Annotated in this window: 5 protein-coding genes; all 5 read right to left on the bottom strand. The window is 75.2% G+C overall.

Annotation, left to right across the window (positions count from 1 at the left end):
- Positions 1-3 precede the first annotated feature (3 nt).
- The gene (locus F0L17_RS25180) at positions 4-18732 is read right to left on the bottom strand and encodes a non-ribosomal peptide synthetase (RefSeq protein WP_155072827.1); all 18729 of its coding nucleotides are present in this window, start codon (positions 18730-18732) and stop codon (positions 4-6) included.
- A 122-nt stretch (positions 18733-18854) separates the two neighbouring features.
- Positions 18855-20204 (bottom strand): serine hydrolase domain-containing protein, encoded by a 1350-nt coding sequence (locus F0L17_RS25175; RefSeq protein WP_155072826.1) that lies wholly within the window; start codon positions 20202-20204, stop codon positions 18855-18857.
- A gap of 95 nt (positions 20205-20299) precedes the next feature.
- Entirely contained in the window at positions 20300-21508 is a 1209-nt protein-coding gene (locus tag F0L17_RS25170; protein ID WP_162466674.1) for a cytochrome P450, read from the bottom strand.
- 1070 nt (positions 21509-22578) lie between these two features.
- Entirely contained in the window at positions 22579-23337 is a 759-nt protein-coding gene (locus F0L17_RS25165; RefSeq protein WP_162466673.1) for an alpha/beta fold hydrolase, read from the bottom strand.
- A 250-nt stretch (positions 23338-23587) separates the two neighbouring features.
- Positions 23588-24463 (bottom strand): NAD(P)-dependent oxidoreductase, encoded by an 876-nt coding sequence (locus tag F0L17_RS25160; protein WP_155072824.1) that lies wholly within the window; start codon positions 24461-24463, stop codon positions 23588-23590.
- Between the last annotated feature and the right edge of the window lie 102 nt (positions 24464-24565).

Genomic DNA, 24565 nt, shown 5'->3' with positions numbered 1-24565 from the left:
TCCTCACCGCTCGTCGTGGTCGCTGTCGCCGCGTACGGCGTCTTCGAGTTCGCTCAGCACCTGCTCCTCCACCTGTTCCGCCAGTGCGGCGACGGTGCGGGAGACCAGAACGTCGCGGGGCGTGAGGGTCACGCCGAAGGCCTCGCCCGCGCGCGAGGCGATGCGCAGGGCGCGCAGGGAGTCGCCGCCCAGGGAGAAGAAGTCGTCCTCCGCCCCCACGGTCGTGTGCAGGGCCTCCTCCCAGATGGCGGCCATGGCCTCCTCGGTGGGGGTGCGGGGGGCGACGTGGCCGGCCGCCGCCTCCTCCCCGTCGGGCGCGGGCGCGGGCAGGGCGGCCCGGTCGGTCTTGCCGTTCTCGGTGAGCGGGAAGCGCTCCAGCACGACGAAGGCCGAGGGGACCATGTGTCCGGGCAGGGTGCGCGCGGCCAGCGCCCGCAGCTCGGCGGCGGCGGGGGCCTCGGCGTCGGGTGCGGCGAGCACGTGGGCCACCAGGCGCGGCAGTCCCGGCTCGTCCTCCCGCACGGACACCACGGCGTCCAGCACGGCCGGGTGGCGCACCAGGGTCGCCTCGACCTCTCCCGCCTCGATCCGGTGGCCGCGCAGCTTGAGCTGGTGGTCGGTGCGGCCCAGGTAGTGCAGCTCGCCCCGGGCGTCGCGCCGCACCAGGTCGCCGGTGCGGTACATGCGGCTGCCCGGCTCCCCGAACGGGTCGGCCACGAAGCGGGACGCGGTCAGACCGGGCCGGCCCAGATAGCCGCGGGCCAGGGCCGGGCCGCTCAGCCACAGTTCGCCCGCCACGCCATCGGCGACCGGCCGCAGCCGCGCGTCGAGGACGTAGGCGCCGGTGGCGGGCAGCGGGCGGCCGATGGGCGGCGCGTCGCCGTCCGGCTCCAGCGGATCCGACCAGGTGGCGACCACCGTGGCCTCGGTGGGCCCGTAGGAGTTGATCATGCGGTGGTGCGGTGCCCAGCGGGCGACCGCTTCGGGGCCGCACGCGTCGGCGCCGACCACCAGGGTCTTCAGGTCCGGCAGGGTGCCGGGGGTGTCGGGCGGCAGGGTGGCGAGCGCGGCCGGCGGCAACAGGGTGTGGGTGACGCGTTCGCCGCGCAGCACGTCCGCCAGCTCCGCGCCGAGCAGCGGGCCGGGGCGGGGCACGACCAGGCGGGCGCCGCTGGGCAGGGCCATGCACAGTTCCAACACCGAGGCGTCGAAGCTGGGCGTGGCGAAGGCCAGGACCCGGTCGCCGGGGCCCACCCGGTAGTGCTCGGCCTCGGCGGCGGCGAAGCCCGCCAGGCCCCGGTGGGTGACGACCACGCCCTTGGGCGTCCCGGTGGAGCCCGAGGTGTAGATGACGTACGCCGGGTCGTCGAGGTCGAGCGGACGGACGCGGTCGGTGTCGGTGGGACGGTGCCCGGGCACGCCGTCCGATCCCGCCGCGAGCAGGTCGGCGACCTGCTCGGCGTCGAGGGTCACGGCGGGCGCCGCGTCGCGCAGCATCAGCGCGACCCTCTCGTCCGGGTAGCCCGGGTCCACCGGCAGGAACGCGGCGCCCGCCTTGGCCACCGCCAGTTGGGCCAGGACCATGTCCGCCGAGCGCGGCAGGACCAGCGCGACGATGTCGCCGGGGCCGGCGCCCCGGGCGATGAGCCGGTGCGCCAGGCGGTTCGCCCGCTCCTCCACCTCCGCGAAGGACAGCAGCAGCCCCGAAGCGCTCAGCGCCGGTGCCGGCGGCCGACGGTCCACCGCGGCCTCGACCAGCTCGGGCAGGGTCGCCGGGGGCACCGACCGGGACCGCGGGCGCGCGGGCCCCCGGACCAGCCGGGCCCGCTCCTCCGGCGGCAGCACGTCGACCTCGTCCAGGCGGACGGCCTCCCCCGAGTCGGCCAGGGTGCGCAGGGTGTGCAGGAGCTGACCGGCCAGGGAGCGTGCCGTGGCCTCCTCGAAGTACCGGGGGTCGTAGCCGAGCTCGACGCCCAGCCGGTCACCGGGTGAGATCACCACGGTGAGCGGGTAGTTGGTGGCCTCCCGGGCGTCGAGGTCCCGCACTCGCACACCGTGCTCCCCGGCCGTCGCGTCGCCGACCGGATAGTTCTCGTGGACCAGCAGGCTGTCGAACATCGTCGCCCCGGCGGGCAGCCCGCTCCACGCGTGCAGGTCCGTCAGCGGCACGTGGTCGAACCGGCGGTCCTCGGCCCGCGCGGACTGCACCTCGCGCAGCCACGCGTCGCAGGGCGCTCCGCCGTCCACGGTGATCCGGGCGGGCAGGGTGGTGATGAACAGGCCGGTGATGGTGTCGGCTCCGGGCAGGTCCGCCGGCCGGCCGGAGACGGTGGTGCCGAAGCACACCTCCCGCTCGCCGCTCCAGCGCGACAGCAGCAGCGCCCAGGCGCCCTGCACCACGGTGTTGAGGGTGAGGCGGTGACGGCGGGCGAAGTCCGCCAGCCGGGCCGTCTCGGCCTCCCCGAGCCACCGTGACAGCCAGGTCCCGGAGCGGGCCGCGGCGCCCTGGGCGGGCCTGCGGTCGTAGGGCAGTGCCGTGGGGGCGGTGAGGTCCGCCAGGACCCTCCTCCAGTGCTCCTCGGCCCGGTCGGTGTCCCGGGCGGCGAGCCAGGCGGCGTAGTCCGCGAACGGCCGGCGGTCCGGCAGCCGCGGTTCGTTCCCCCGGGCGAGCGCCGCGTGACAGGCCATGACGTCCGACAGCACGTGGAAGACGCTCCATCCGTCCAGCAGGAGGTGGTGGAAGGTCCACACCACCCGCACCTCGTCCGGGCCGAGCCGGATCAGGGCGACGCGCAGCAGCGGCGCGCTGTCCAGGGCGATGCCGCGGGCCCGGTCCGCCTCCAGCAGCCGCTCCAGTTCCGCGTCGCGCTCCGCCCCCGTCAGGGCGCTCCAGTCGTGTTCGGTGACGGGCAGGTCGGCGCCGCGGCGCACGACCTGGAGCGGGACGGGCACCCCGCTCAGCACCACGGCGGTGCGCAGCACGGGGGTCCGGTCGACCACGTGCTGCCAGGCCGCGGCCAGCAGACGCGGGTCGCGCACCCCGTCCACCACGAACGTGATCTGCTCGACGTACATCCCCCGGCCGGGGTCGTCCATGCCGTGGACGACCATGCCGGTCTGGGTGGGGGTGAGCGGGTAGACGTCCACCACGTCGCGGCCGGTGCCCACCAACCGGTCGACGGTCGCCTGGTCCAGCGGGGCCAACGGGAAGTCCGACGGGGTGCGGCCCCCGGCGTCGGGTCGGGCGCAGTGCCGCACGATCTCCCGCAGCTCGTCGGCCATCTCGGCCGCCAACCGGGCGACGGTCTCGCGCCGGTGCACCCCGCGCGAGTACGCCCAGGTGAACTCCAGTCGCTTGTCGACGACCCGGCCGACGACGTCGATGAGGTGCGGCCGGTCCGCCGCGCGGTCCATGCCGCCGGTCAGTCCGTCGCGCGGGGCGTGCAGCAGACCGTCCGCGGGCACGTCCCAGTCCTGTTGACCCAGGTAGTTGAAGCCGATCTGCGGCAGGTCCGGCAGCCGCGGGCCGGTTTCGGGGCGCAGGTGGCGCAGGGCTCCGTACCCCAGTCCGCCGCGCGGCACGGCCCGCAGGCCCTCCTTGACGGACTTCAGCGCGGTCCCGGTGTCCGCGTCCCGGGGGACGTCCAGCGCGACGGGGTACATCGTGGTGAACCAGCCGACGGTCCGCGCGAGGTCGACGTCGTCGAACAGGTCCTCCCGGCCGTGGCCCTCCAGCGTCACCGCGACCCGGTCCCGTCCCGTCCAGCGCGCCAGGACCCGGCCCAGGGCGCACAGCAGGACGTCGTTGACGCGGGTGCGGTAGGCGTCCGGCACGTCCTGGAGCAGCCGGCGGGTGTCCTCGCCGTCCAGGCCGACGGTCAGCGTCTCCTCGCGGGTGGCGTCGTTGTCCCCGTCGAGGTCGGTCGGCAGGGCGCCGACGCCGTCCACGTCCCGCCAGTGGGCGAGTTCGTCGTCGAAGCCGCCGGCCGCGGTGTGTTCGGCCAGCCGCCGCGCCCACGCGTGGAAGGAGGTGGTCTTCGGTCCGAGGTCCACCCGGTCCCCGGCCCGCAGCGCCCGGTACGCGGCGTCCAGGTCCTCCAGGATCACGCGCCAGGACACCGCGTCCACCACCAGGTGGTGGGCGGCCAGCAGCAGGACCGGCCGCCGGTCGCCGCCCGGACCACCGCCCGGGCGGCACAGCGCGGCCCGCAGCAGCGGTCCGGCGGCCAGGTCGAATCCGGAGCACAGGGCGTCGGCCACCCCGCGCAGCGTCGCGTCCGCGCCGGCCGTGGCGCCCAGGGGCAGATCGTGCACCTCCAGGTGCGGCGCGTCGCCGGGGGCGGCGCCCCACTGGCGCCACCGCCCGCCGTCGACCGGCTCGAACCGCAGGCGCAGCGCGTCGTGCTGCTCCAGCACGGCCGCCAGGGCGTCGCGCAGCAGCGCCTCGTCGGTGTCGGCGGACAGGTGGAAGGAGAGCGACTGGGTGAAGTGCGCCGGGTCGCCGGTGAGCTCGTCGAACAGCCAGTGCTGGACGGGGGTGAGCAGCGCCTCGCCCACGACCGGGCCCTGTTCGGCGGCGGTGGGCGCCCGGTCCGGCAACTCCTCGGCCGCCGCTGCCAGTTCGGCGACGGTCTGGTGGAGGAACAGGTGCCGGGGGGTCAGCGCGAGACCGGCCCGGCGGGCCGCGGAGACGATCCGGATGCCGAGGATCGAGTCGCCGCCGAGCGCGAAGTAGTTGTCCTCCACGCCCACTTCGGGCACGCCCAGCACCTCGGACCAGATGGCGGCGAGCGCCTTCTCGGCGTCGGTGCGCGGCGGGCGGTCGCCGCCGGCTGCCGGGGCGGTCCACACGGGTTCGGGCAGGGCGCGCCGGTCCAGCTTGCCGGTGGCCCCCAGCGGCAGCCGCTCCAACGGCACCACGACCGCCGGGACCAGGTGGTCGGGGAGCGTGTCCGCGAGGAAGGCGCGCAGTTCGGCCGGGTCCGGGGCCCGGTCGCCGCGGGACACCGCGTAACCCACCAGCCGCCGGTGGCCGTCGTGCTCCACCACCCGGGCGGCGGCCGAGGTCACCCGCGGGTGCCGGGCCAGGGCGGCCTCCACCTCGCCCAGTTCGATGCGGAAGCCGCGCACCTTCACCTGGTCGTCCGAGCGGCCCAGGTAGAGCAGCTCGCCGTCGGTCGTCCACCGCGCCAGGTCGCCGGTGCGGTACATGCGGCTGCCCGGCTCCCCGAACGGGTCGGCCACGAAGCGGGACGCGGTCAGACCGGGCCGGCCCAGGTAGCCGCGGGCCACGCCCGTCCCGGCGAGGTACAGCTCGCCGGGCGCCCCGGCGGGCACCGGACGCAGCCGGTCGTCCAGGACGTAGGCCCGGGCGCCGCCGATCGGCCTGCCGATCGGCGGGACGCGCTCGGGGTCGGCGGGGTCGCAGGTCCAGGCGGTGGCGTAGACGGTGGCCTCGGTGGGGCCGTAGACGTTCATCACCCGGCAGCCGGGCACCGCCTCGCGCACCCGGCGGACGGTGCCGGCGGGCAGCGCCTCGCCGGCCAGGACGACGGTGTCCGCCGTGACGCGGGCGGTGTCCTCCTCCAACAGCCGGCCCAGGGCGGAGGGAACCGCGCTGAGCAGGCCCGCCTGCCACGCGTCGGGGCGCTCGGCGAGGGCCAGCAGGTCGCGGACGACCTCCACGCAGCCGCCGGCGAGCAGCGGCGCGACGATCTCGAACACCGACACGTCGAAGTTGAGCGAGGTGGAGGCCACCACGTGGGCGAACCCGCGGCCGCCGAACTCGGCGGCGGCCCAGTCGGCCAGCGCCACCACCGACCCGTGGGCGACCACGACGCCCTTGGGCCGGCCCGTCGAGCCGGAGGTGTGGATGACGTAGGCGGGGTGGTCGGGCAGCAGCGTCCCACGCCGCTCGTCGGCACCGATGTCGGCGGCGGACGCGGCGGCCAGGCGCTCGGCGCAGACGGGGTCGTCCAGGGTGATCCGGGTGAACGGTCCCGCCGGCAGCCGGCCGGCCGTCTCCGCGCTCGTCACCACGGCGTCGGGACGGACGTCGTCGAAGAGGAAGGCGATGCGCTCGGCCGGGTGGGCCGGGTCCACCGGCAGGTAGGCGGCGCCGCTCTTGAGGACCGCCAGCAGCGCCACGACCAGGTCGGCGGTGCGCGGCAGCGCCAGGGCGACGAACCGTTCGGGGCCGGCGCCGGCGTCGACGAGCAGCCGGGCCAGTCGGTTGGCGCGCTCGTCGAGCTGCCGGTAGGTGAGTCGTTCCCCGCCGGCCAGTACGGCCGGGGCGTCCGGGGTGCGCGCGACCTGTTCCGAGAACGCCTCGGGCAGGGTCCTGCCCGGCGTCCGCACCACCGGCCCGCCGAGCCGGTCGATCAGGTGGCGCCCCCGCTCCGGTTCCACCAGCGGCAGGTCGGCCAGGCACCGGCCCGGGTCGACGGCCATCTCCGTCAGCAGCGTCCGCAGGCTCGCGCCGAGCCCCTCGACCGTGGCGGCGTCGAAGGCGTCCGGGTCGTAGTCCAGGGCGACCGCGAGGGTGTCGCCGGGGGCGACCACCACGCTGAGCGGGTAGTTGGTCGGCTCCAGGTCGCGTTCCTGCTCGACGGCCAGCCCGTGCCGGGCCAGGGCCCCGCTGTCGAAGGGGTAGTTCTCGAAGACCACGATGCTGTCGAACAGGTTCGTTCCGCCCGGCACCTCGCTCCAGGTCTGGAGTTGGGCGAGGGAGACGAAGTCGTGGCGCCGGGACTCCGACTGGGCGCTCTGGAGGTCGCGCAGCCACTCCACCAGGTCGCGCCGGCCGTCGATCCGCGCCCGGGTGGGCAGGGTGTTGATGAACAGCCCGACCATGGAGGTCACTCCCGGCAGCTCGGCGGGTCGTCCGGAGACGGTGGTGCCGAACACCACGTCGTCACCGCCGCCGTAGCGGGACAGCAGCAGCGCCCAGGCGCCCTGGAGCACGGTGTTGACGGTCAGGCCCGCCCGCTGCGCCGTCTCCCTCAGCCGTGCCGACACGCCGGCGTCGAGCGTCACCCGGACCGTCCCCGTCGAGGAGGTGCGGTGTGCCTCGGCGGGTCGCCGGTCCCTCGGCAGTTCGGTGGGGACGGAGAAGCCGGCCAGCGCCTCGCGCCAGTACCGCTCCGCGCTGCCGGTGTCCTGCCGGGCCAACCAGCCCAGGTAGTCCCCGAAGGGCGCGCGGTCCGGGACCCGCGGGCGGCGCCCGGCGGTCAGCGCCGCGTACCGCTCGCACACCTCGTCGAAGACCTGGGCCGCGCTCCACCCGTCGAGCAGGACGTGGTGGAAGGTCCACACCATCCGCACCCTCTTCGGCGACAGCCGGATCAGCACCAGTCTCATCAGGGGCGCCCGGGTCAGGTCGATGCCGGCGCGCCGGTCCCGGTCGAGCAGCTCGTCCAGGTCCCGTTCGCACCCCTCGGCCGGCCGCCCGGACCAGTCGAGGTGGGTGACGGGCACGGTGGCACGCTGCTGCACGGCCTGGAGCGGTTCGGCGGTCTCCTGCCACACCAGGCGGGTGCGCAGCATCGGGTTGGCGTCCACCGTCCGCTGCCAGGCCGTGGCGAGGGCCTGCGGATCGGTGACGCCCGACAGCACCAACTGCACCTGGTTGACGTAGGTGCGCGAGTCGGGGTCCATGAGGCTGTGGAACAGCATGCCCGCCTGCATCGGCGTCAGCGGGTACAGGTCGGCGACCTCGCGGCCGTCTCCCACGACCCGGTCCACGGCCGCCTGGTCGAGCCGGACCAGCGGGAAGTCCGAGGGGGTGCGGCCTCCGGCGTCCGGACGGGAGCAGTGCGCGACGATGTCCTCCAGGGCCCGCACCATGCCGGCCGCGAGGTCGGCGACCGTCTCCTCGCGGTGCAGTCCGGCGCTGTGGTACCAGGTGATCTCCAGGCCGTCGTCCTCGACGCGGGCCACCACGTCCAGCAGGTGCGGACGCGTCGATTCGGGTGCCTCCGCGCCGCCCAGGCCGCCGGGCACCGAGCGGATCAGCGCGCCGCCGTCGGCGGACCAGTCGAAGCGGCCCAGGTAGTTGAAGCTGATGCCGGGCATCGGCGCGTCGGCGAGCCGCTCGTCCCGCGCCAGGTACCGCAGGGCCCCGTGGCCCAGGCCCCGGCCGGGTACGGACCGCAGTTGCTCCTTGACGGACTTCAGCGCGGCCCCCCAGTCACCGTCCGGCACCCGGAGGGCGACCGGGAACAGGGTGGTGAACCAGCCGACCGTGCGGGACAGGTCGACGTCGTCGAACAGGTGGTCCTCGCGGCCGTGCCCCTCCAGGCCGACGGCGACGGTGCGGCGCCCGGTCCACTCCGCCAGCACCCGCCCCAGGGCGGTCAGCAGCACGTCGTCGATGCGCGTGCGGTAGACGCCGGGGACCTTGCGCAGCAGGTCGTCGGTGCGCCGGCGGTCCAGCCGTACGGTCACCGCGCGCAGGTCGGCCGCGGTGTTGTCACCGCTCGCGTCCACCGGCAGCGGCGCCTCGCAGTGCCGGGCCACCTCCTCCCAGTGGGCGCGCTCGGCGTCGAAGCCGCCGGCCTCGGTGTGCGCGCGCAGCCGTCGCGCCCACTCCTGGACGGAGGTGGTGCGGTCCGGCAGGCGCACCGGTTCTCCGGCCAGCGCCTGGCGGTAGGCGGTCTCCAGGTCCTCCAGGATCACGCGCCAGGAGACGCCGTCGACCACCAGGTGGTGCACGGCCAGCAACAGCCGGGCGGGCCGGCCGGCGGCGCCGGTGAACAGTCGTGCGGTGAGCAGCGGGCCGTCGTCCAGTCGGAAGGCGGTGTGTGCCGCGGCCGAGACGCCAGCCTCGACCTCCTCGGCCGCCGCCGCGTCCAGTCCCGTCAGGTCGTGGATCTCCAGCAGCTCGGGGGGTTCCGCGTCCGCGGTGGCGCAGTGTTGGCGCCACTCCCCGTCGGCCTGCCGGACGAAGCGGGACCGCAGGGCGTCGTGGTGCGCCCACAGGGCCGCCAGGGCCCGGCGCAGGGCGGCCGGGTCGGGGACGTCGGGCGTCTCCACCACGACGCGCTGGTCGAAGAACTCCGGGCGCCGCGGCCCCGGGTCGAGGAACCAGTGCTGGATGGGGGTGAGCGCGACCTCCCCGTGCACCGGCCCGGTTCCGGCGGCGGGCGCGGCGGTGCCGGTGGCGGCGGCCAGGGCGGCGACCGTGGGGTGTCGGAACAGGTCGCGGGGGGTCAGCGCGAGGCCGGCGGCGCGGGCGCGGGAGACCACCTGGATGCTGAGGATCGAGTCGCCGCCCAGCATGAAGAAGTTGTCGTCCGTCCCGACCCGTTCCACTCCGAGCAGCTCCGCCCAGATCCCGGCCAGGACGCGCTCGGCCTCGGTGGTCGGCGCGCGGTAGGCGGTGCCGCCGGCCTCCGACCAGTCGGGGGCGGGCAGTCGGCGCCGGTCCACCTTGCCGTTGGCCGTCAGGGGCAGTTCCGGCACCGTGACGAAGGCGGCGGGCAGCATGTAGTCGGGCAGTTCGGCCGACAGGTGGGCGCGCAGTTCGGCCGCGGACGGCACGGCCGCGGCCGGAGCCGGCACGAGGTGGGCGGCCAGGCGCTTGCGTCCGGCGTGCTCGTACACCGACACCACGGCCTCGGCGACGGTCGGGTGGGCGGTGAGCCGGGCTTCTATCTCGGCGGGTTCGACGCGGAAACCGCGGATCTTGACCTGGTCGTCCGCGCGTCCCACGAAGTGCAGTTCGCCGTCGGCGCTCCACCGCACGATGTCGCCGGTGCGGTACATCCGTCCGCCGGGCGGGCCGAAGGGGTCGGCCAGGTAGCGCGCGGCGGTCGTTCCGGGACGTCCGGCGTAGCCGCGGGCCACGCCGGCTCCGGCGATGTACAGCTCGCCGGGGACGCCCGGCGGCTGGGGCTGGAGCGCGTCGTCCAGCACGTACACCCGCGTGTTGTCCAGCGGGCGCCCGATGGGCAGCACCGCCGGCAGCGGGTCGCCGGCGCGGAAGGCCCGCCGGGTCGCGAAGGTGGTGGTCTCGGTCGGGCCGTAGCCGTCGACGACGGTGAGGCCGGGGCAGGCGTCCAGGACGCGGCGCACCACCGCGCCCGGCACGGCCTCGCCGCCGGTCCACACCTGCGCGGCGCCGCGCAGGCAGGTGGGGTCCTCCTGGGCGAGCAGGCGGAACAGGCCCGCGGTCAACCACAGGCAGCGCACGCCCTGTTCGGTGATCGCGCGGCGGACCACGGCGGCGTCCAGCTCCGACGGCGGTGCCAGCACGGCCGTGCCGCCGCGCAGCAGCGGCACCCACAGCTCGTAGGTGGAGGCGTCGAAGGCGTGCGGGGAGTGCACCAGGACCCGGCCGTGGTCGGCGAAGGCGCGGTCGAGGGCGAGAGCGGCGACGTCCCGCTGGCGCACCGCGACGCCCTTGGGGGTGCCGGTGGAGCCGGAGGTGAACATCAGGTACTGGACGTTGTCGGGGCGCACCGCGGTCTCGGCCGTGTGACCGGACGCGTGACCGGCCGCGCGGTCGGTTCCCTCGCCGTCGGGCCGCAGGACGTCTCCGCCGGGCAGCACGGCGCGGGCCGTCTCCTCCCAGACGCCGCCGGTGAGCAGCAGGTCCGCGCCGGCCTCGGCCAGCATCCGCCGCAGCCGCTCGCGCGGCGCCCTGCCGTCCAGGGGGACGTAGACGCCGCCGGTGCGGACGAGGGCCAACTGGGCGACGACGAGCGCGGCCGAGCGGTCCATCAGCACGCCCACCGGGCGCTCCGGTGCCACCCCGAGCGCGGCCAGCCGGTCGGCCAGTGCCGCCGCCCGGGCGTCCAGCTCCCGGTAGGTCAGGCGCTCGTCGCCGGCTTCCAGCGCGACGGCGTCGGGCGTGCGGCGCACCTGTGCGGCGAAGAGGTCCGCCACCGTGGCCTCGGGCGTGTCGGTGGCCGTGTCGTTCCACTCCCGCAGCACCTGCTCGCGGCGCGCGTCCGTCAGCAGCGGCAGCCGCGCGGGCGGGCGCTCCGGGTCGGCGGCCATGCCCCGCAGCAGGACGGTGAGGTACTCGGCCAGGCGGGCGGCGGTGGCGGCGTCGAACAGCTCCGGGTCGTACCCCAGTCGCAGGGCGAGTTCCGGACCCGGATAGGCCACCAGGCTGAGCGGGTAGTTGGTGGTCTCGATGCCGTCCAGGCCGCTCAGCCGCAGCCCGTGCGCGGCGGCGAGGTCGTCGTCGACCGGGTAGTTCTCGAAGACGACGATGCTGTCGAACAGGGCGGTCCGCTCGGGGAGGTCGGTGAACGCCTTCATCCGGGTGAGCGGCACGTAGTCGAACGGCCGGTCCTCGCCCTGTTCCCACTGCAGCCGGCGCAGCCACTCGAGCAGGGTCCCGTCGCGCGGCACCGTGACGCGGGTGGGCAGGGTCGCGATGAACAGGCCGGTCATGTCCTCGGCCCCCGGCAGCTCGGGGGGCCGCCCGGACACGGTGGTGCCGAAGACCACCTCCGGTCTGCCGGCCTGGCGGCTCAACAGCAGCGCCCACGCGCCCTGCACGAGGGTGTTGAGGGTCAGGCCGGCCGTCTTGGCCAGACCCTCCAGTGCCCGGGTGGTGGCCTCGGGCACCGTGACGCGGACCGCCCGCGTGGACTCCGCGTGGTGGGCCTCGTGCGGCTCGCGGTCGTAGGGCAGCGCGGTGGTCTCGGTCAGGCCGGCGAGGCGGGCCCGCCAGTGTCGTTCGGCCTCCGCCCAGTCGCGGTCGCGCAGCCAGGCCACGTAGTCCCGGAACGGAGGACGCGCGGGCAGGGCTCGGTCCGCCTCCCCGCCGTCCGCCGCCGCGGGGCCGGAGAGCAGCGCGTGGCAGGCGAAGACGTCGGACAACACCTGGAACAGGCTCCAGCCGTCCAGGATCAGGTGGTGGAAGGACCACACCACCCGCACGCCGCCGTCCGGGAGCCGGGCCAGCACCAGGCGCTGGAGCGGGGCGCGCGTCAGGTCGATGCCGCGCTCGCGATCCCGGGCCAGGAACTCCCGCAGCCGGTCCTCCCGCTCGTCCTCGGACAGCTCCCGCCAGTCCAGGTGGGTGACCGGCACGGGGGTGTGGCGCTGCACCACCAGCAGCGGTTCGGGCACGTCCTGCCACACGACGCGGCCGCGCAGCACGGGAGTGCGGTCCGTCACCCGCTGCCAGGCTGCCGCCAGCACGGCGGGATCGGACACGCCGTCCAGGACGAAGGTCAACTGCTGGAAGTAGACGCTCCGGTCGTCCTGGGAGAGGCGGTGGAAGAGCATGCCGGCCTGGGTGGGCGTGAGCGGGTGGACGTCCTCCACCGCGCCGGGGTCGTCCCCCACCACCCGGTCCACGGCCGCCTGGTCGAGCCGGGCCAGCGGAAAGTCCGAGGAGGTGCGCCCGCCGGTGCCCGGCCGGGCGGCGTGCCGGGCGATGCCGGCCAGGGCGTCGGCGAACCGTCCGGCCAGGTCCGCGACGGTCTCCTCCCGGTGCAGCCGCTCCGAGTGGAACCAGGTGAACTCCAGCGCGTCGCCGTCCAGGCGCCCCACGACCTCCAGGGCGTACGGGCGCGGCGCCGCCGGGTCGGCGTCCAGCTCCAGCGTGCGGAACGGGCCGCGGTACAGGCTCTCGCGACCGTCCGGCAGTCCGAACCGGCCCAGGTAGTTGAAGCCGACCTGCGCGGTCGGTGTCCGGGGCGGCGTCCCACCCCGGGTCAGGTACCGCAGGGCGTCGTGTCCCAGACCGTGCCGGGGCACCGACCGGAGCTGTTCCTTGACCCCCTTGAGCACGGTGTCCCAGCCGGCGTCCGGCGGGACGGCGAGGGCGACGGGGTGGCGGGTGGTGAACCAGCCGACGGTGCGGCTGGTGTCGACGTCGGCGAACAGTTCCTCGCGGCCGTGTCCCTCCACCTCCACCAGCACCCGGTCGTGGCCGGTCCACTCGCACAGCACCCGGCCCAGGGCGCTCAGCAGCACGTCGTTGGCCTGGGTGCGGTAGGTGTCCGGCAGGACGCGCAGCAGGGCGGAGGTGTCCTCGGGGGTGAGGCGCACGGTCACCGAGCGGGTCGAGGCGTAGGTGTTGATGTCGGTGTGGGTGTCGGCGTGGGTGCCGTCGGCGCCCGCCCGGTCCGTCGGCAGGTCCGCCGTGGCGCCCTCGGTCGAACGCTCCCAGTACGCCCGCTCGTCCTCGAAGCCGCCCTCGGCGGCGTGCGCGGCCAGGCGTCGGGCCCAGTGCCGCAGCGGGGAGGACTTCGGCGGCAGCGCCGCCGCCCCGTCACGTCCGGCGCGGCGGGCTCCATAGGCCCGGTCGAGGTCCTCCAGGAGGACGCGCCAGGAGACGCCGTCGACCACCAGGTGGTGGACGGCCAGGTGCAGGACGCGGGGCCGGTCGGCTCCCCGGTCGTGCAGCACGGCGCGCAGCAGGGGCCCGTGGCGCAGGTCGAAGGGGCCCAGGTGCGGTGCGTCGGTGTCCGGGCCGGTGTGGCGGGCCAGTCGGAACCGGGGGGCCCGACCGTCGATGTGCCACCCGACGCCCTCGGGCCCGGCGGTGGTGGTGCCGTCGGCGGGGACGAAGCGGGAGCGCAGCGCGTCGTGGTGGGCGACCACGTCGTTCAGGGCGTCCTCCAGCGCCGTCGCGTCCACCGTGTCGGCCAGCTCCACCGACAGCGTCTGGGCGTAGTGGCCGGCCCGTTCGGCGCCGCTTTCGAACAACCAGTGCTGGATGGGCGTCAGCGGTGCCGGTCCGGTGGCCGGCACGGAGGCGGGGGCGGCGGGCCGGTGGCCGGCCGCGGCGTCCGCGCACCGGGCGAGGGCGGCGACCGTCTGGTACCGGTAGACATCGCGGGAGGTCAACGAGAGCCCCGCCTGCCGGGCCTGGGCCACCACCTGGATGCTGAGGATCGAGTCGCCGCCCAGGGCGAAGAAGTTGTCGTCCGCCCCGACCCGCTCCACGTGCAGGACGTCCGCCCAGATGGCGGCGAGCGTCCGCTCGGTGGGGGTGCGCGGCGCGACGTGCCGCGTGGTCTTCCCGATGGGGCCCGGGTCGGGGAGCCGGCCGCGGTCCAGCTTTCCGTTGGGGTTGAGCGGCATGGCGTCCAGCACCACGACGGCCTGGGGCACCATGTAGTCGGGCAGTGTGCGGCCGAGCGCCCGGCGCACCGCCTCCGGTTCCACCCGCACCCCCCGGGTCGGGACGACGTAGCCGACCAGGCGCCGGTGGCCGTCGCTCTCGCGGGCGGTGGCGGCCGCCTCGGCGACGCCCTCGCAGTCCCGCAGCGCCTCCTCCACCTCGCCCAGCTCGATGCGGAAGCCACGCACCTTGACCTGCTGGTCGATCCGGCCGACGTACTCCAGTTCGCCGTCGGCGGTCCACCGCGCCAGGTCGCCGGTGCGGTACATGCGGTCCCCCGGCGCGCCGAAGGGGTCGGCGACGAACCGGGCGGCGGTCAGTCCGGGCCGGTTCAGGTAGCCGCGCGCCAGGCCACCGCCACCGAGGTAGAGCTCTCCCGTCACTCCCGCCGGCTGCGGGCGCAGCAGGCCGTCCAGGACGTAGGCCCGGGTGCGGGCCACGGGCCTGCCGATCGGCGGGGCCTGGCCGGGCACGGCGTCGCCGGCGAACCAGGCGGTGGCGTAGACGGTGGCCTCGGTGGGGCCGTAGATGTTGGCCACCTCGCAGGAGGGCATGGTCCGCCGCAGGTCGCGCACGGTCTGCGCGGGCAGCGCCTCGCCGGCCAGCACGACCGTGCCCGCCTCGACGGCGGCGGCGCCCGTGGTGAGCACCCGGGAGACCACCGACGGCACGCCGCTGACCAGCCCCGCCCGTCGCGGGCTCGGCCCGTCGGCGAGGGCGGGCAGGTCGGCGACCAGCTCGACGCCGCCGCCGGCCAGCAGGGGGCACAGCATCTCGAAGACCGAGACGTCGAAGTTGAGCGAGGTGGAGGCCACCACGTGCGCCAGTCGGTCGGGGCCGAACCGCTCCCCCACCCAGGCCGCCAGGGCCGCCACGCTGCGGTGGGTGATCACGACCCCCTTGGGGCGACCGGTCGAGCCCGACGTGTAGATGACGTACGCCGGGTGGTCCGGGTCCAGCGGCCGGAGCCGGTCCGCGTCGACCGGGTTCGTGTCGGCCTCCCCGGGGACGTCCGCGCCGTCGGCCGCGTGGTCCTCCAGGATCAGCGGGTCGCATCCCTCGGGCAGCGCGTCGGCGGTCCGGCCGCTCGCCACCACGAGGGCGGGAGCGGCGTCGGCGAGCATGAAGCGGACGCGCTCGGCCGGATAGCCGGGGTCCACCGGAAGGTATCCCGCGCCCGACTTGAGCACCGCCCACAGCACCGGCAGGAGGTCGGCGGAGCGCGGCAGGCACAGCGCCACCAGCTTCTCCGGGCCCGCGCCGCGGGCCATGAGCAGCCGGGCGAGCCGGTTGGCGCGCCGGTTCACCTCGGCGTAGTCCAACCGTGTCGGGCCGCAGACCACGGCGGTCCGGTCGGGGGTCTCGGCCACCCGCGCCTCGAACAGGGCCGGCAGCGTCGCGCCCCCCGCGTCCCGTTCGGCGCGCGCGGGTGGGTTCCAGGAGTCCAGCAGCGTGCGCCGCTCGTCGTCCGACAGCAGGGGCAGCTCGGCCAGTGTCCGGTGCGGGCCGTCCGCCATGCCCTCCAACAGGTGGTGCAGGTGGCGGCCGAGCCGGGCCACGGTCCGCGCCTCGAACAGGTCCGTGTTGTACTCGACCGTCAGCTCGCACCCGCCGTCCGGCAGCGGCGCGAACTCCAGGACGAGGTCGAAGCGGGCGGCCGGGCGGGGCAGCGGGTGCTCCTCGATCCGCAGTCCGCCGGCCCGCGGCGGGTACGCCGGAGCGGTCTGTTGGACCACGAGCACCTGCACCAGCGGGGTGCGGCTGGGGTCCCGGGGCGGGGCCAGTTCCTCGACCACCCGGTCGAACGGCACCCCGTCGTGGGCGAAGGCGTCCAGCACGGTGGCGCGCATGCTCTCCACGAACCGGTCGACCGTGGCGGAGTCGTCCACCTCGCCGCGCAGCACCACGGTGTTGGCGAAGAAACCGGCCACGTCCTCCAGGTCCCGGCGGTCCCGTCCGTTGGTGACGGTCCCGAACGCCACGTCCCGTTGCCCGGAGTACCGGGAGAACAGCACGGCCGCGGCCCCGGCGAACAGGGTGAAGACGGTCGTGCCCCGGCCTCCCGCCAGGTGACGCAGCCGTGCGACCAGGTCCGCGGGGAGGCGGTGGCGGTGGGCCGCGCCGTTGGTGGTGCGCACCGCCGGCCGGGGGCGGTCCGTGGGCAGCTCCAACTGCTGGAGTCCGCTCAAATGCCGCTTCCAGTACGCGAGGTCCTCGGCATCGGACGAGTCGGCGGCGCCGGCGGCGGCCCGCCGCTGCCGTTCCCACGCGGCGAAGTCCGGGTACTGCACGGCCGGTGCGGGCGGGACGTCCGGTTCACCGGACACCTCCGCGTGGTAGAGCGCGGCCAGGTCGCGGACCAGGACGCCCACCGACCAGCCGTCGGTGACGATGTGGTGCTGGGCCAGCAGCAGCAGGTGGTCGGCGGCGGCGCGGCGCACCAACAGGGCCCGGGTCAACGGCCCCTCCGCCAGGTCGTAGGGGCGGCTCAGTTCCTCCGTCAGCAGGCGCTCGGCCGCCTCGTCGCGCCGCTCGGCGGGCAGCGTGCCGAGGTCGGCCGTGCGCAGCGGCAGCAAGGCGTCGCGCCCGACCCGCTGCACGCCCTGGCCGTCCACCGTGGCGAAGGTGGTGCGCAGGGAGTCGTGGCGGGCGGCGAGCCGCTCCAGGGCACGGCGCAGCGCGTCGGTGTCCAACGGCCCGACCAGGCGCACCGCCACGCCGGTGTTGTACTCGGTGCCGCCCTCGGTGAGGTCGTCGAGGAACCACAGCCGTCGCTGCGCGCTGGACAGCGGGAGCGGCCGGTCGCGCGGGGCGGGCGGAATCGGGTCCGACGGCGCGGCGACGGACGGGTCGTCGAGCAACGGGGCCAGGTCGGCGACCGTCCGGGCGGTGAACACGTCCCGCACCGACAGCCGGACACCCAGTTCCCCCCGGATCCGGGACAGGGTCCGGGCCGCGAGGATCGAGTCGCCGCCCAGGTCGAAGAAGTCGTCCTCCACGCCGACGACGTCGGCCCCCAGCACCTCCGCCCAGATGGCGGCCAGCGCCCGCTCGCCGGGGGTGCGCGGTGGTACGTGTCCCGCGGCGGGGGTGTGGCCCGGTGCGGGCAGGGCGTGCCGGTCGATCTTGTTCTGCGGGGTGAGCGGCAGTTCGTCCAGGACCACGACGGCGGAGGGGACCATGTGCGCCGGCAGCGCGGCGGCGAGCGCCGAGCGCAACTCCCCGGGCTCTGGGGCGCGCTCCGGTTCGTCGGGCGTGACGTAGCCGACGAGTCGCCGCCGTCCCGGTTCGTCCTCGCGCACCACGACCACGGCCTCGCGGACGCCGGGGTGGTGGAGCAGGGCCGCCTCGATCTCTCCGGGCTCGATGCGGAAGCCGCGGACCTTCACCTGCCGGTCGAGGCGGCCGAGGAACTCCAGCTCGCCGTCGGCGGTCCGGCGCACCCGGTCGCCGGTGCGGTAGAGGCGGGCGCCGGGCGGTCCGAAGGGGTCGGCGACGAAGCGCGCGGCGGTCAGGCCCGGCCGGCCGAGGTAGCCGCGGGCCACCCCGTCCCCGCCCACGTACAGTTCGCCGTCGGCGCCGGGCGGTACCGGTCGCATCGACGCGTCCAGCACGTGCGCCCGGGTGCCGGGCAGTGGGGTGCCGATCGTCGGGGTGCCGCTCCCGGCGGAGAGCGGACCGGTCCAGGAGGCGACGATCGTGGCCTCGGTGGGACCATAGGAGTTGATCATGCGACGCCCGGGTGCCCAGCGGTCGACGAGCCCCGCCGAGCAGGCCTCGGCTCCGACGATCAGCGTGCGCAGGTGACGCGCGCCGCCGTCCCGACGGGGGTCGGGGAGGGTGGCGAGGGCGGCCGGTGGAATGAGGGCGTGGGTGATGCGGTGCTCGTCCAGGACGGAGGTCAGTTCGTCGCCCAGCCAGGGCCCGTCCGGGGGCACGACGAGGGTCGCGCCGGACAGGACGGACACGCACAGCTCCAGGACGGAGGCGTCGAAGCTGGGCGAGGAGAACTGCAGCACGCGGTCGCCCGGGCCCACGGCGTACCGTTCGGCGGCGGCCGCGGCGAAGCCGCCGATGCCCCGGTGGGTGACCGTCACGCCCTTGGGGGTTCCCGTGGAGCCGGAGGTGTAGATCACGTACGCCGCGTGGTCGGCGTCCACCGTCGGGCGCGGGGCCGCGGGTCGGGGGCCGCCGTCCTCCTCCATGAGGTCGCCGACCCGGCCCGGTTCGTCGAGGACCACGGCGGGCGCGGCGTCGTCCAGCATCAGGGCGCGGCGCTCGGCGGGATAGTCGGGGTCCACCGGCAGGAACGCGGCACCCGCCCGGGCCACGGCCAGTTCCGCCGCGATCAGTTCCATCGAGCGCGGCAGGACCAGCGCCACCACCCGGTCCGGCCCGGCCCCGCGCCGTACGAGGTCGTCGGCCAGGCGCTCGACCCGCGCCGCCAACTCCCGGTAGGACCAGGTCCGCCGACCGTCGGTCACCGCGGGTGCCTGGGGCGTGCGGGCCACCCACGCGGCGAACAGTTCACCGATCGGTCGGCGCGCTCCCGGGGGGAGCGCCTCTCTTCCCGGGGTCTCGGCACCGTCGGCCTGCGGCAGGGGCGACGCCGGTACGGGCTTGTCGTGCAGGTCCGTCATGGGTGAAGTCCTTCGGAGCGGGGACGATGCGGTGCGCGCGGGCACGGGCCGGCCCGGGGAGGCGGCCCGTGGGCCCACCGGAGCGGTGTGGTGGGCGTCCGCGCGTGCGGGGCGGGTGGGGGTCAGGCGATGTCGGTGCGGCGGGCCGTTCGGCCGGATATCTGGACGCGGTCGACGGCACCGGTGACGGGGTCGCGGTGGAAGCGCCCGCCGGGTTCCCGCCGGCCGGTGGCCGGGTCGACCAGGTCGCAGGAGAGATCCGGGTAGCAGATCAGGGGCACCGGGGAGTCGCCGTCCACGGACAGCGCCGGCGAGCCGTTCGCGCCGATCGTGATCCGGTACTCCATCCGGCCGTTGCGGTAGGTGCCGGCGCACTCGGGGAGGGCGACGGGGGCGCCCCGGTGCGCGGGGGACGGAGCGGTCGGCACCCGCACACCGGTGATCCGGGTGATGTCCTCGACCAGGTCGCGCCACAGGGCGGTGGCGCCGCCGGCATTTCCGGTGAAGGCGACCACCATGCCGCCGTCCGGCTCCGCCCGCAGGTGGCAGGAGGTGCCCTGCGCGTTCCCGTCGTGGCCGTACCACCACCGTCCGTCCTGCCGGAACAGCGCCAGGCCCAGGCCCCAGGCGTCCGCCAAGACCCCCGGGGCGGCGCCCGGTTCGGGGCGGCGCATCCGCGCGGCGGTGGCGGACGGCAGTGCGGCGGATCGGCCGGCCAGTGCCTTCCCCAGCACCGCCAGGTCCAGGGCGCTCGCCAGCAGGGCGCCGGCCGGCGCCTCCACGGGGGCCAGGTTCTGGTGTGCCGGACGCGTCCGGCCCGATGCCGTGTTGAGGGCGTGGCCGGCCGCGATCGGGCGGGTGGGGCGGGTGTCGTCGAGGAAGGCGGGCACGGTGCCGAGGGGCTCCAACAGCAGCACCCGGACGGCTTCCTGCCAGGTCATGCCCGTCACCGCCTCCACCAGTCGGCCGGCGGCGACGTAGCCGGCGTTGGAGTAGGAGAAACCGGTTCCGGGTGCGAACAGCGCGTCCCGTGCGGTGCAGACCGTCGACAGGTAGCGGGACGCGGTGGTGCCCGCGGCGGTGTCCGAGTCCGGCCCGGTGGGCAGGCCGGCGGTGTGGCCGAGCAGGTGACGTATCGCCACCTCGGGTAACTCCCGCAACTCCGGGAGGAACTCGACGACGGGGTCGTCCGGATCGAGGTCGCCGTCGTCGGCCAGGATCATCACGGCCGCCGCCGTGTAGGCCTTGGTGACGGACCCCAGCGGTACGGCCGTGTCCGCGGTGAACGGGGTGCCCGTGGCGACGTCGGCCGTTCCGGTGTGCACGCTCAGGACCTGCGTCCCGGTGTCCACGGCCAGTTGGGCGCCGGGTACCCGGTGGAGGCGGGCGAGGGCATCCAGGCGGTCCTGTAGTACCTGGTGCGAGAGGGTTGGCCGCCGGTCGGTGACCGGAGCGCCGGTGGGGTACGGCATGGGAATGGGGACTCCTGGTGAATGTGGCGGGGAAGGTACCGGGCCGGTCCGCGAGGTGAGCGGTGCGGGGCCGGCCGGTGCGGCGGCGGCCGGCGCTACGGCCGGTCGACCTCGATCGGCAGGTGGCGTACGCCGACGATCACGGCCGGGTTCTGGAACGTGACCTCGTCGGGTGACGGGATGGCGATGTGGCGGAAGCGATCGAGCAGCATGCGCAGCGCGATCCGTGCCTCCAGTCGGGCCAGTGGCGCGCCGAAGCAGAAGTGGATGCCGTGCCCGAAGGTCAGGTGGGGGTTCGGGCTGCGGGTCACGTCGAGGACGTCCGGCGCGGTGAAGCGGGCCGGGTCGCGGTTGGCGGCTCCCAGGTGGGCCATCACCAGGGCGTCGGCCGGGATGTCGTGTCCGCCGAGGACCACGGGCCGGGTGGTGCGGCGGCCCAGTTCGGGGAAGGGGGGCAGCCAGCGCAGCACCTCCTCGACGGCGTCCGGCAGTCGGGCGGGGTCGGCGCGCAGCGCGCCGAGCGTGCCGGGGTGCCGGTCGAAGGTCACGACGGCGTTGCCCAGCAGGGCGGTGGTGGTGATGTGCCCGGCGACCAGCAGCAGGGCCACGAACCCGACGATCTCCTCGTCCCTCAGTCGGGTGCCGCCCACCTCGGCGGTGAGGAGTTTGCTGGTGAGGTCCTCGCCGGGGTGCGCGCGACGGTGGCGGATGTGCTCCAGGACGTAGCCGCTCATCTCGCGGACGGTCGGGGCGATGGCCTTCAGCGCCCGCTCCAGGTCGGCCATGTCGAGCGTCTCGCCGAGCCGGTCGCCGCCGAACAGGGTGCTCGCCCACTCCTGGAACAGCCTGTGGTCCTCGGCCGGCACGCCGAGCAGTTCGGCGATCACGATGATGGGGAGCGGATAGGCCAGCGCGTCGACGAGGTCGAACCGGTCGCGGTCGGCGACGGCGTCCAGCAGGCGCGCGCACACGTCCTCGATGCGCGGTTCCAGTCCGTGCACCACTCGCGGGGTGAACGCCTGGCTCACCAGCGTGCGGAGCTTGCGGTGCTCCGGCGGGTCCATGCCGACGAAGTTGCCCTGCCGGAAGGCCTCGAAGTCCTTCTGGGTGGGGGTGATCGGGGAGAGGTCCGAGGAGTACGTCACCGGGTCGGCGAGTACGGCGGCGACGCCCCGGTGGTCCACGACCTGCCACAGGCCCTGCTTCTCGTCGTACAGCACGGGCCCGGAGGCGTGTAAGGACCGCCACCGGTCGGCTAACGCGTCGAAGGCCGAGGCTCTCTGTCTCAGTTGGCTGCTGGTCACCTTTTCTCCCTTGGGTGGGGCGTGCGGGCGCGACGGGGCCACGGTCGTGGTGGGCCGTGCTGCGCCGGAGGGCTCGTGGCCCGTGCCGGCGAGGAGCGGCGTGCGGTGACGTGCGTTCCGGCCGTCGGCCGACCGTACGGCCGAGCCCGACGGCGGCGTCAACCGGTCCGCCGATCCCTCCCGGACGGCGGGGTGCGGGGCACGGCGACGTCCCCGGCGGGCCGCGCGGTCGTCATCGGCTCGTCACCGGAGTCGCTCGGACCGGATCAACACATTCGCCCAACCGCACTTCGGTCTTCCGTCCGGTCGAGGACGGGCGGTGGCATCCACCCAGCGGACCAAGCCGGCATCACAAACCCCCCAGCGAAACCCTCCGCGCAGCCGCTGCGCGGATTGCCCCGAACACACACGGACAGGCGAAGACCCACGAGGGTCTGACGCCTGAGTACGGAACGAAGGAGCACACGCTCGACGGGTGCTGTCCGAGCAGTGGCGCAATGCGCGCTCTGGGCGCCTTCGTCCCGATGGAACCCGGCCACAGTCTTCACGGTGTGTCACACAATGGCAACCCCCTGAATTTTCACGGAGGGCGTTTCTCTCGCCCTTCCGCCGCGGCCGTCGAGCAGCTTCAGCGAAAGCCCGCCCCGTCGTACGACGGCTCGGGAGCCGGATCGCCGCCCCTGCGGGTGCCCCTGCGGAGCACCCGCAAACACCCCTCCGTCGAAAAAATCCGTGCGGCGTCACCGCGGACACCCCGGCCCCGGTCCCCGGTACCGGGCTGCCACACCCCCGACCACGTGCAACGTCCGCGGGACGCCGGTCGGCCCGCCACCGGGCCGTCGGTCTCCGGTCGGTCCTCCTCGGGTGGCACGGCCGGCCGGGGACACCGGCCGAGCACGGGTCACGCAGCACAGAAGGGCGCACGGGGGCGCGCCGGCGCACGATTCGCGCGAGTCGTGCATCCTCGCGAATCAACTCCCGTGCGGCGTCCCGCCCACGGGACCGAGCACCCGCCGGCCGCGGCCGGCGTCACCGGTGGCGCGAACTCCCCCGGCCCGGCCCGCCGCGCGTCACCCGTCGGCGCCCGGGGAGGGGCGATCGCGCACGGAGCCGCCCCACTCCGCCACCAGGCGCGCCACGGCCTCCCGGTGCTCCGTCAGGTAGAAGTGCCCTCCCGGAAAGGTCCTCAGCCGGAAGTCCGCGGACGTGTGGTCCTTCCACGCGGCGGCCCCCTCGTGCGTGACCCACCGGTCCCGGTCGCCCGTGAGGCACATGACCGGCATGTCCACCACGACGTTCGCCGCCGGCCGGTACAGCTCGATCGCACGGTAGTCGTTGCGAATGGCGGGCATGATCATGCTCATGAGCTCCGGCTCCCGCATGACCTCGGTGTCGGTTCCCCCCAACTCGGCGAGGTGGTCGAGGATCTCCCGGTCCGTGCCGCGATGCACGTGGCTCTCCCGACGCACCGACGGAGCGGACCTGCCGGAGACGACCAGACGACACCGCGCCGTCGTGCCCTCGGCGGCGAGTCGGAGCGCCGTCTCGAAGGCCACGGCCGCTCCCATGCTGTGACCGAAGAGCACGAGCGGCACGGTGTCGGCGGCATACCGGCGGCAGGACGGCGTCAGTCGGTCGGCGAGCTCCTCGATGGTGGTGACGAAGGGTTCGCCGAGGCGCTCCTGCCGTCCGGGGTACTGGACCGCCGAGACGTCGAAGCCCTCGGGGAAGTGCCGCGCGAACGACGCGAAGAACGTGGCGGCGCCCCCGGCGTGCGGGAGGAGGACCACGTGCGCCGTGGGCCGCTCGCTCCTGCGCAGTTCCCTCACCCAAGGGTCTTTCCTCACCATCGACACCCTCGTCTCTCGTCCGGCACGGCCCGCGCCCCGGCCCGACGGGCGCGACGCGGCGACCACGGTCCCCGTCACCCTACGGCGCGGAGGCGACGACCGAAGCGCCGAGAACAAGACACGCGCCACGTCGACGGACCGTCCCGCACGCGACTTCCGACCGGGAGGACGGAACCGGCCGAGCGGCCGCCCCCTCCCCCGGCCGGGTGCCGTCGGCCGCCTCGGTGCTCTACGCGTCGAAGCTCGCGAAGTAACCGGCCGCCATGTCCCTGCCCCCGTGCCCCTGTTCCGAAGCGCGCCGAAAGCGTCGGTGGCCCGCCTCGACGCAGTCCAGACGGACACCGACGCGCCGAGCCGCCTCCAACACGAGCCGGGCGTCCTTCTCGGAGTTGTCCACGGAGAAGCTGGGGGTGTAGTCGCCGGAGAGGATCGCGGAGGACTTGGCCCGGAAGAAGCCGTTGTCCATCGGGCCGCCCGCGACGACGTCGAGGAAGTGCTCCGGCTCGACGCCCAGCCGGTCGGCCAGGGCCAGCGCCTCGCCGACGCCGTGGGTCAGCGCGATCACCCAGGTGTTGAGGACGAGCTTCAGACGGCTGGCCGCTCCGGAGGCGCCGTCCTCCCCGACCCACACGGTGCGCGAGCCGATGGCGTCGAAGATCGGCTGCACGGTGGGGCGCACGACCTGCGGCCCGGCTGCCATGATCACCAGTTTGCCCAGTTCGGCGGGTTGTCGGGTGCCCTGCACGGGGGCGTCGACGAACACCAGGCCGGCCTCGGCGGCGTGGGCGGCGAGCCGGTCGACCTCCTCCCCCACCGTGCTGGTCTGCACCCAGATCGCGCCCTCGGCCAGTCCCGGAGCGGCCGCCTCCATGGCCTCCAGGACGCGGGGGCCGTCGTTGAGGGCGGTCAGGACCACATCGGCGTCCGCGACCGCGTCGGCCGGGGTGTCGACGGCGCGCACACCGTCGGCGGTCAGCGCCTCGGCCTTGCTTCCGGTGCGGTTCCACGCCCGAACGGCGAAACCGCTCTTGCTCAGGTTGCGCGCGACGGGGGCGCCGATGATGCCGGTGCCCAAAACCGCGATGGTCGGTTGTGCCGTGGACATGGGGTGACTCCTGCCGTGGTGTCGGGTGATCGGAATGCGCGGGGCACGTGCCATGGCCCAGGGTTCGAAAATTTTCGAACCACTTCACCCTAGAGGGCCCCG

This window comes from Streptomyces taklimakanensis, from assembly GCF_009709575.1.
Classification (GTDB): domain Bacteria; phylum Actinomycetota; class Actinomycetes; order Streptomycetales; family Streptomycetaceae; genus Streptomyces; species Streptomyces taklimakanensis.
The sequence above is the reverse complement of the archived record's forward strand: the minus strand, read 5'-3'. Positions and strand labels throughout refer to the sequence as shown.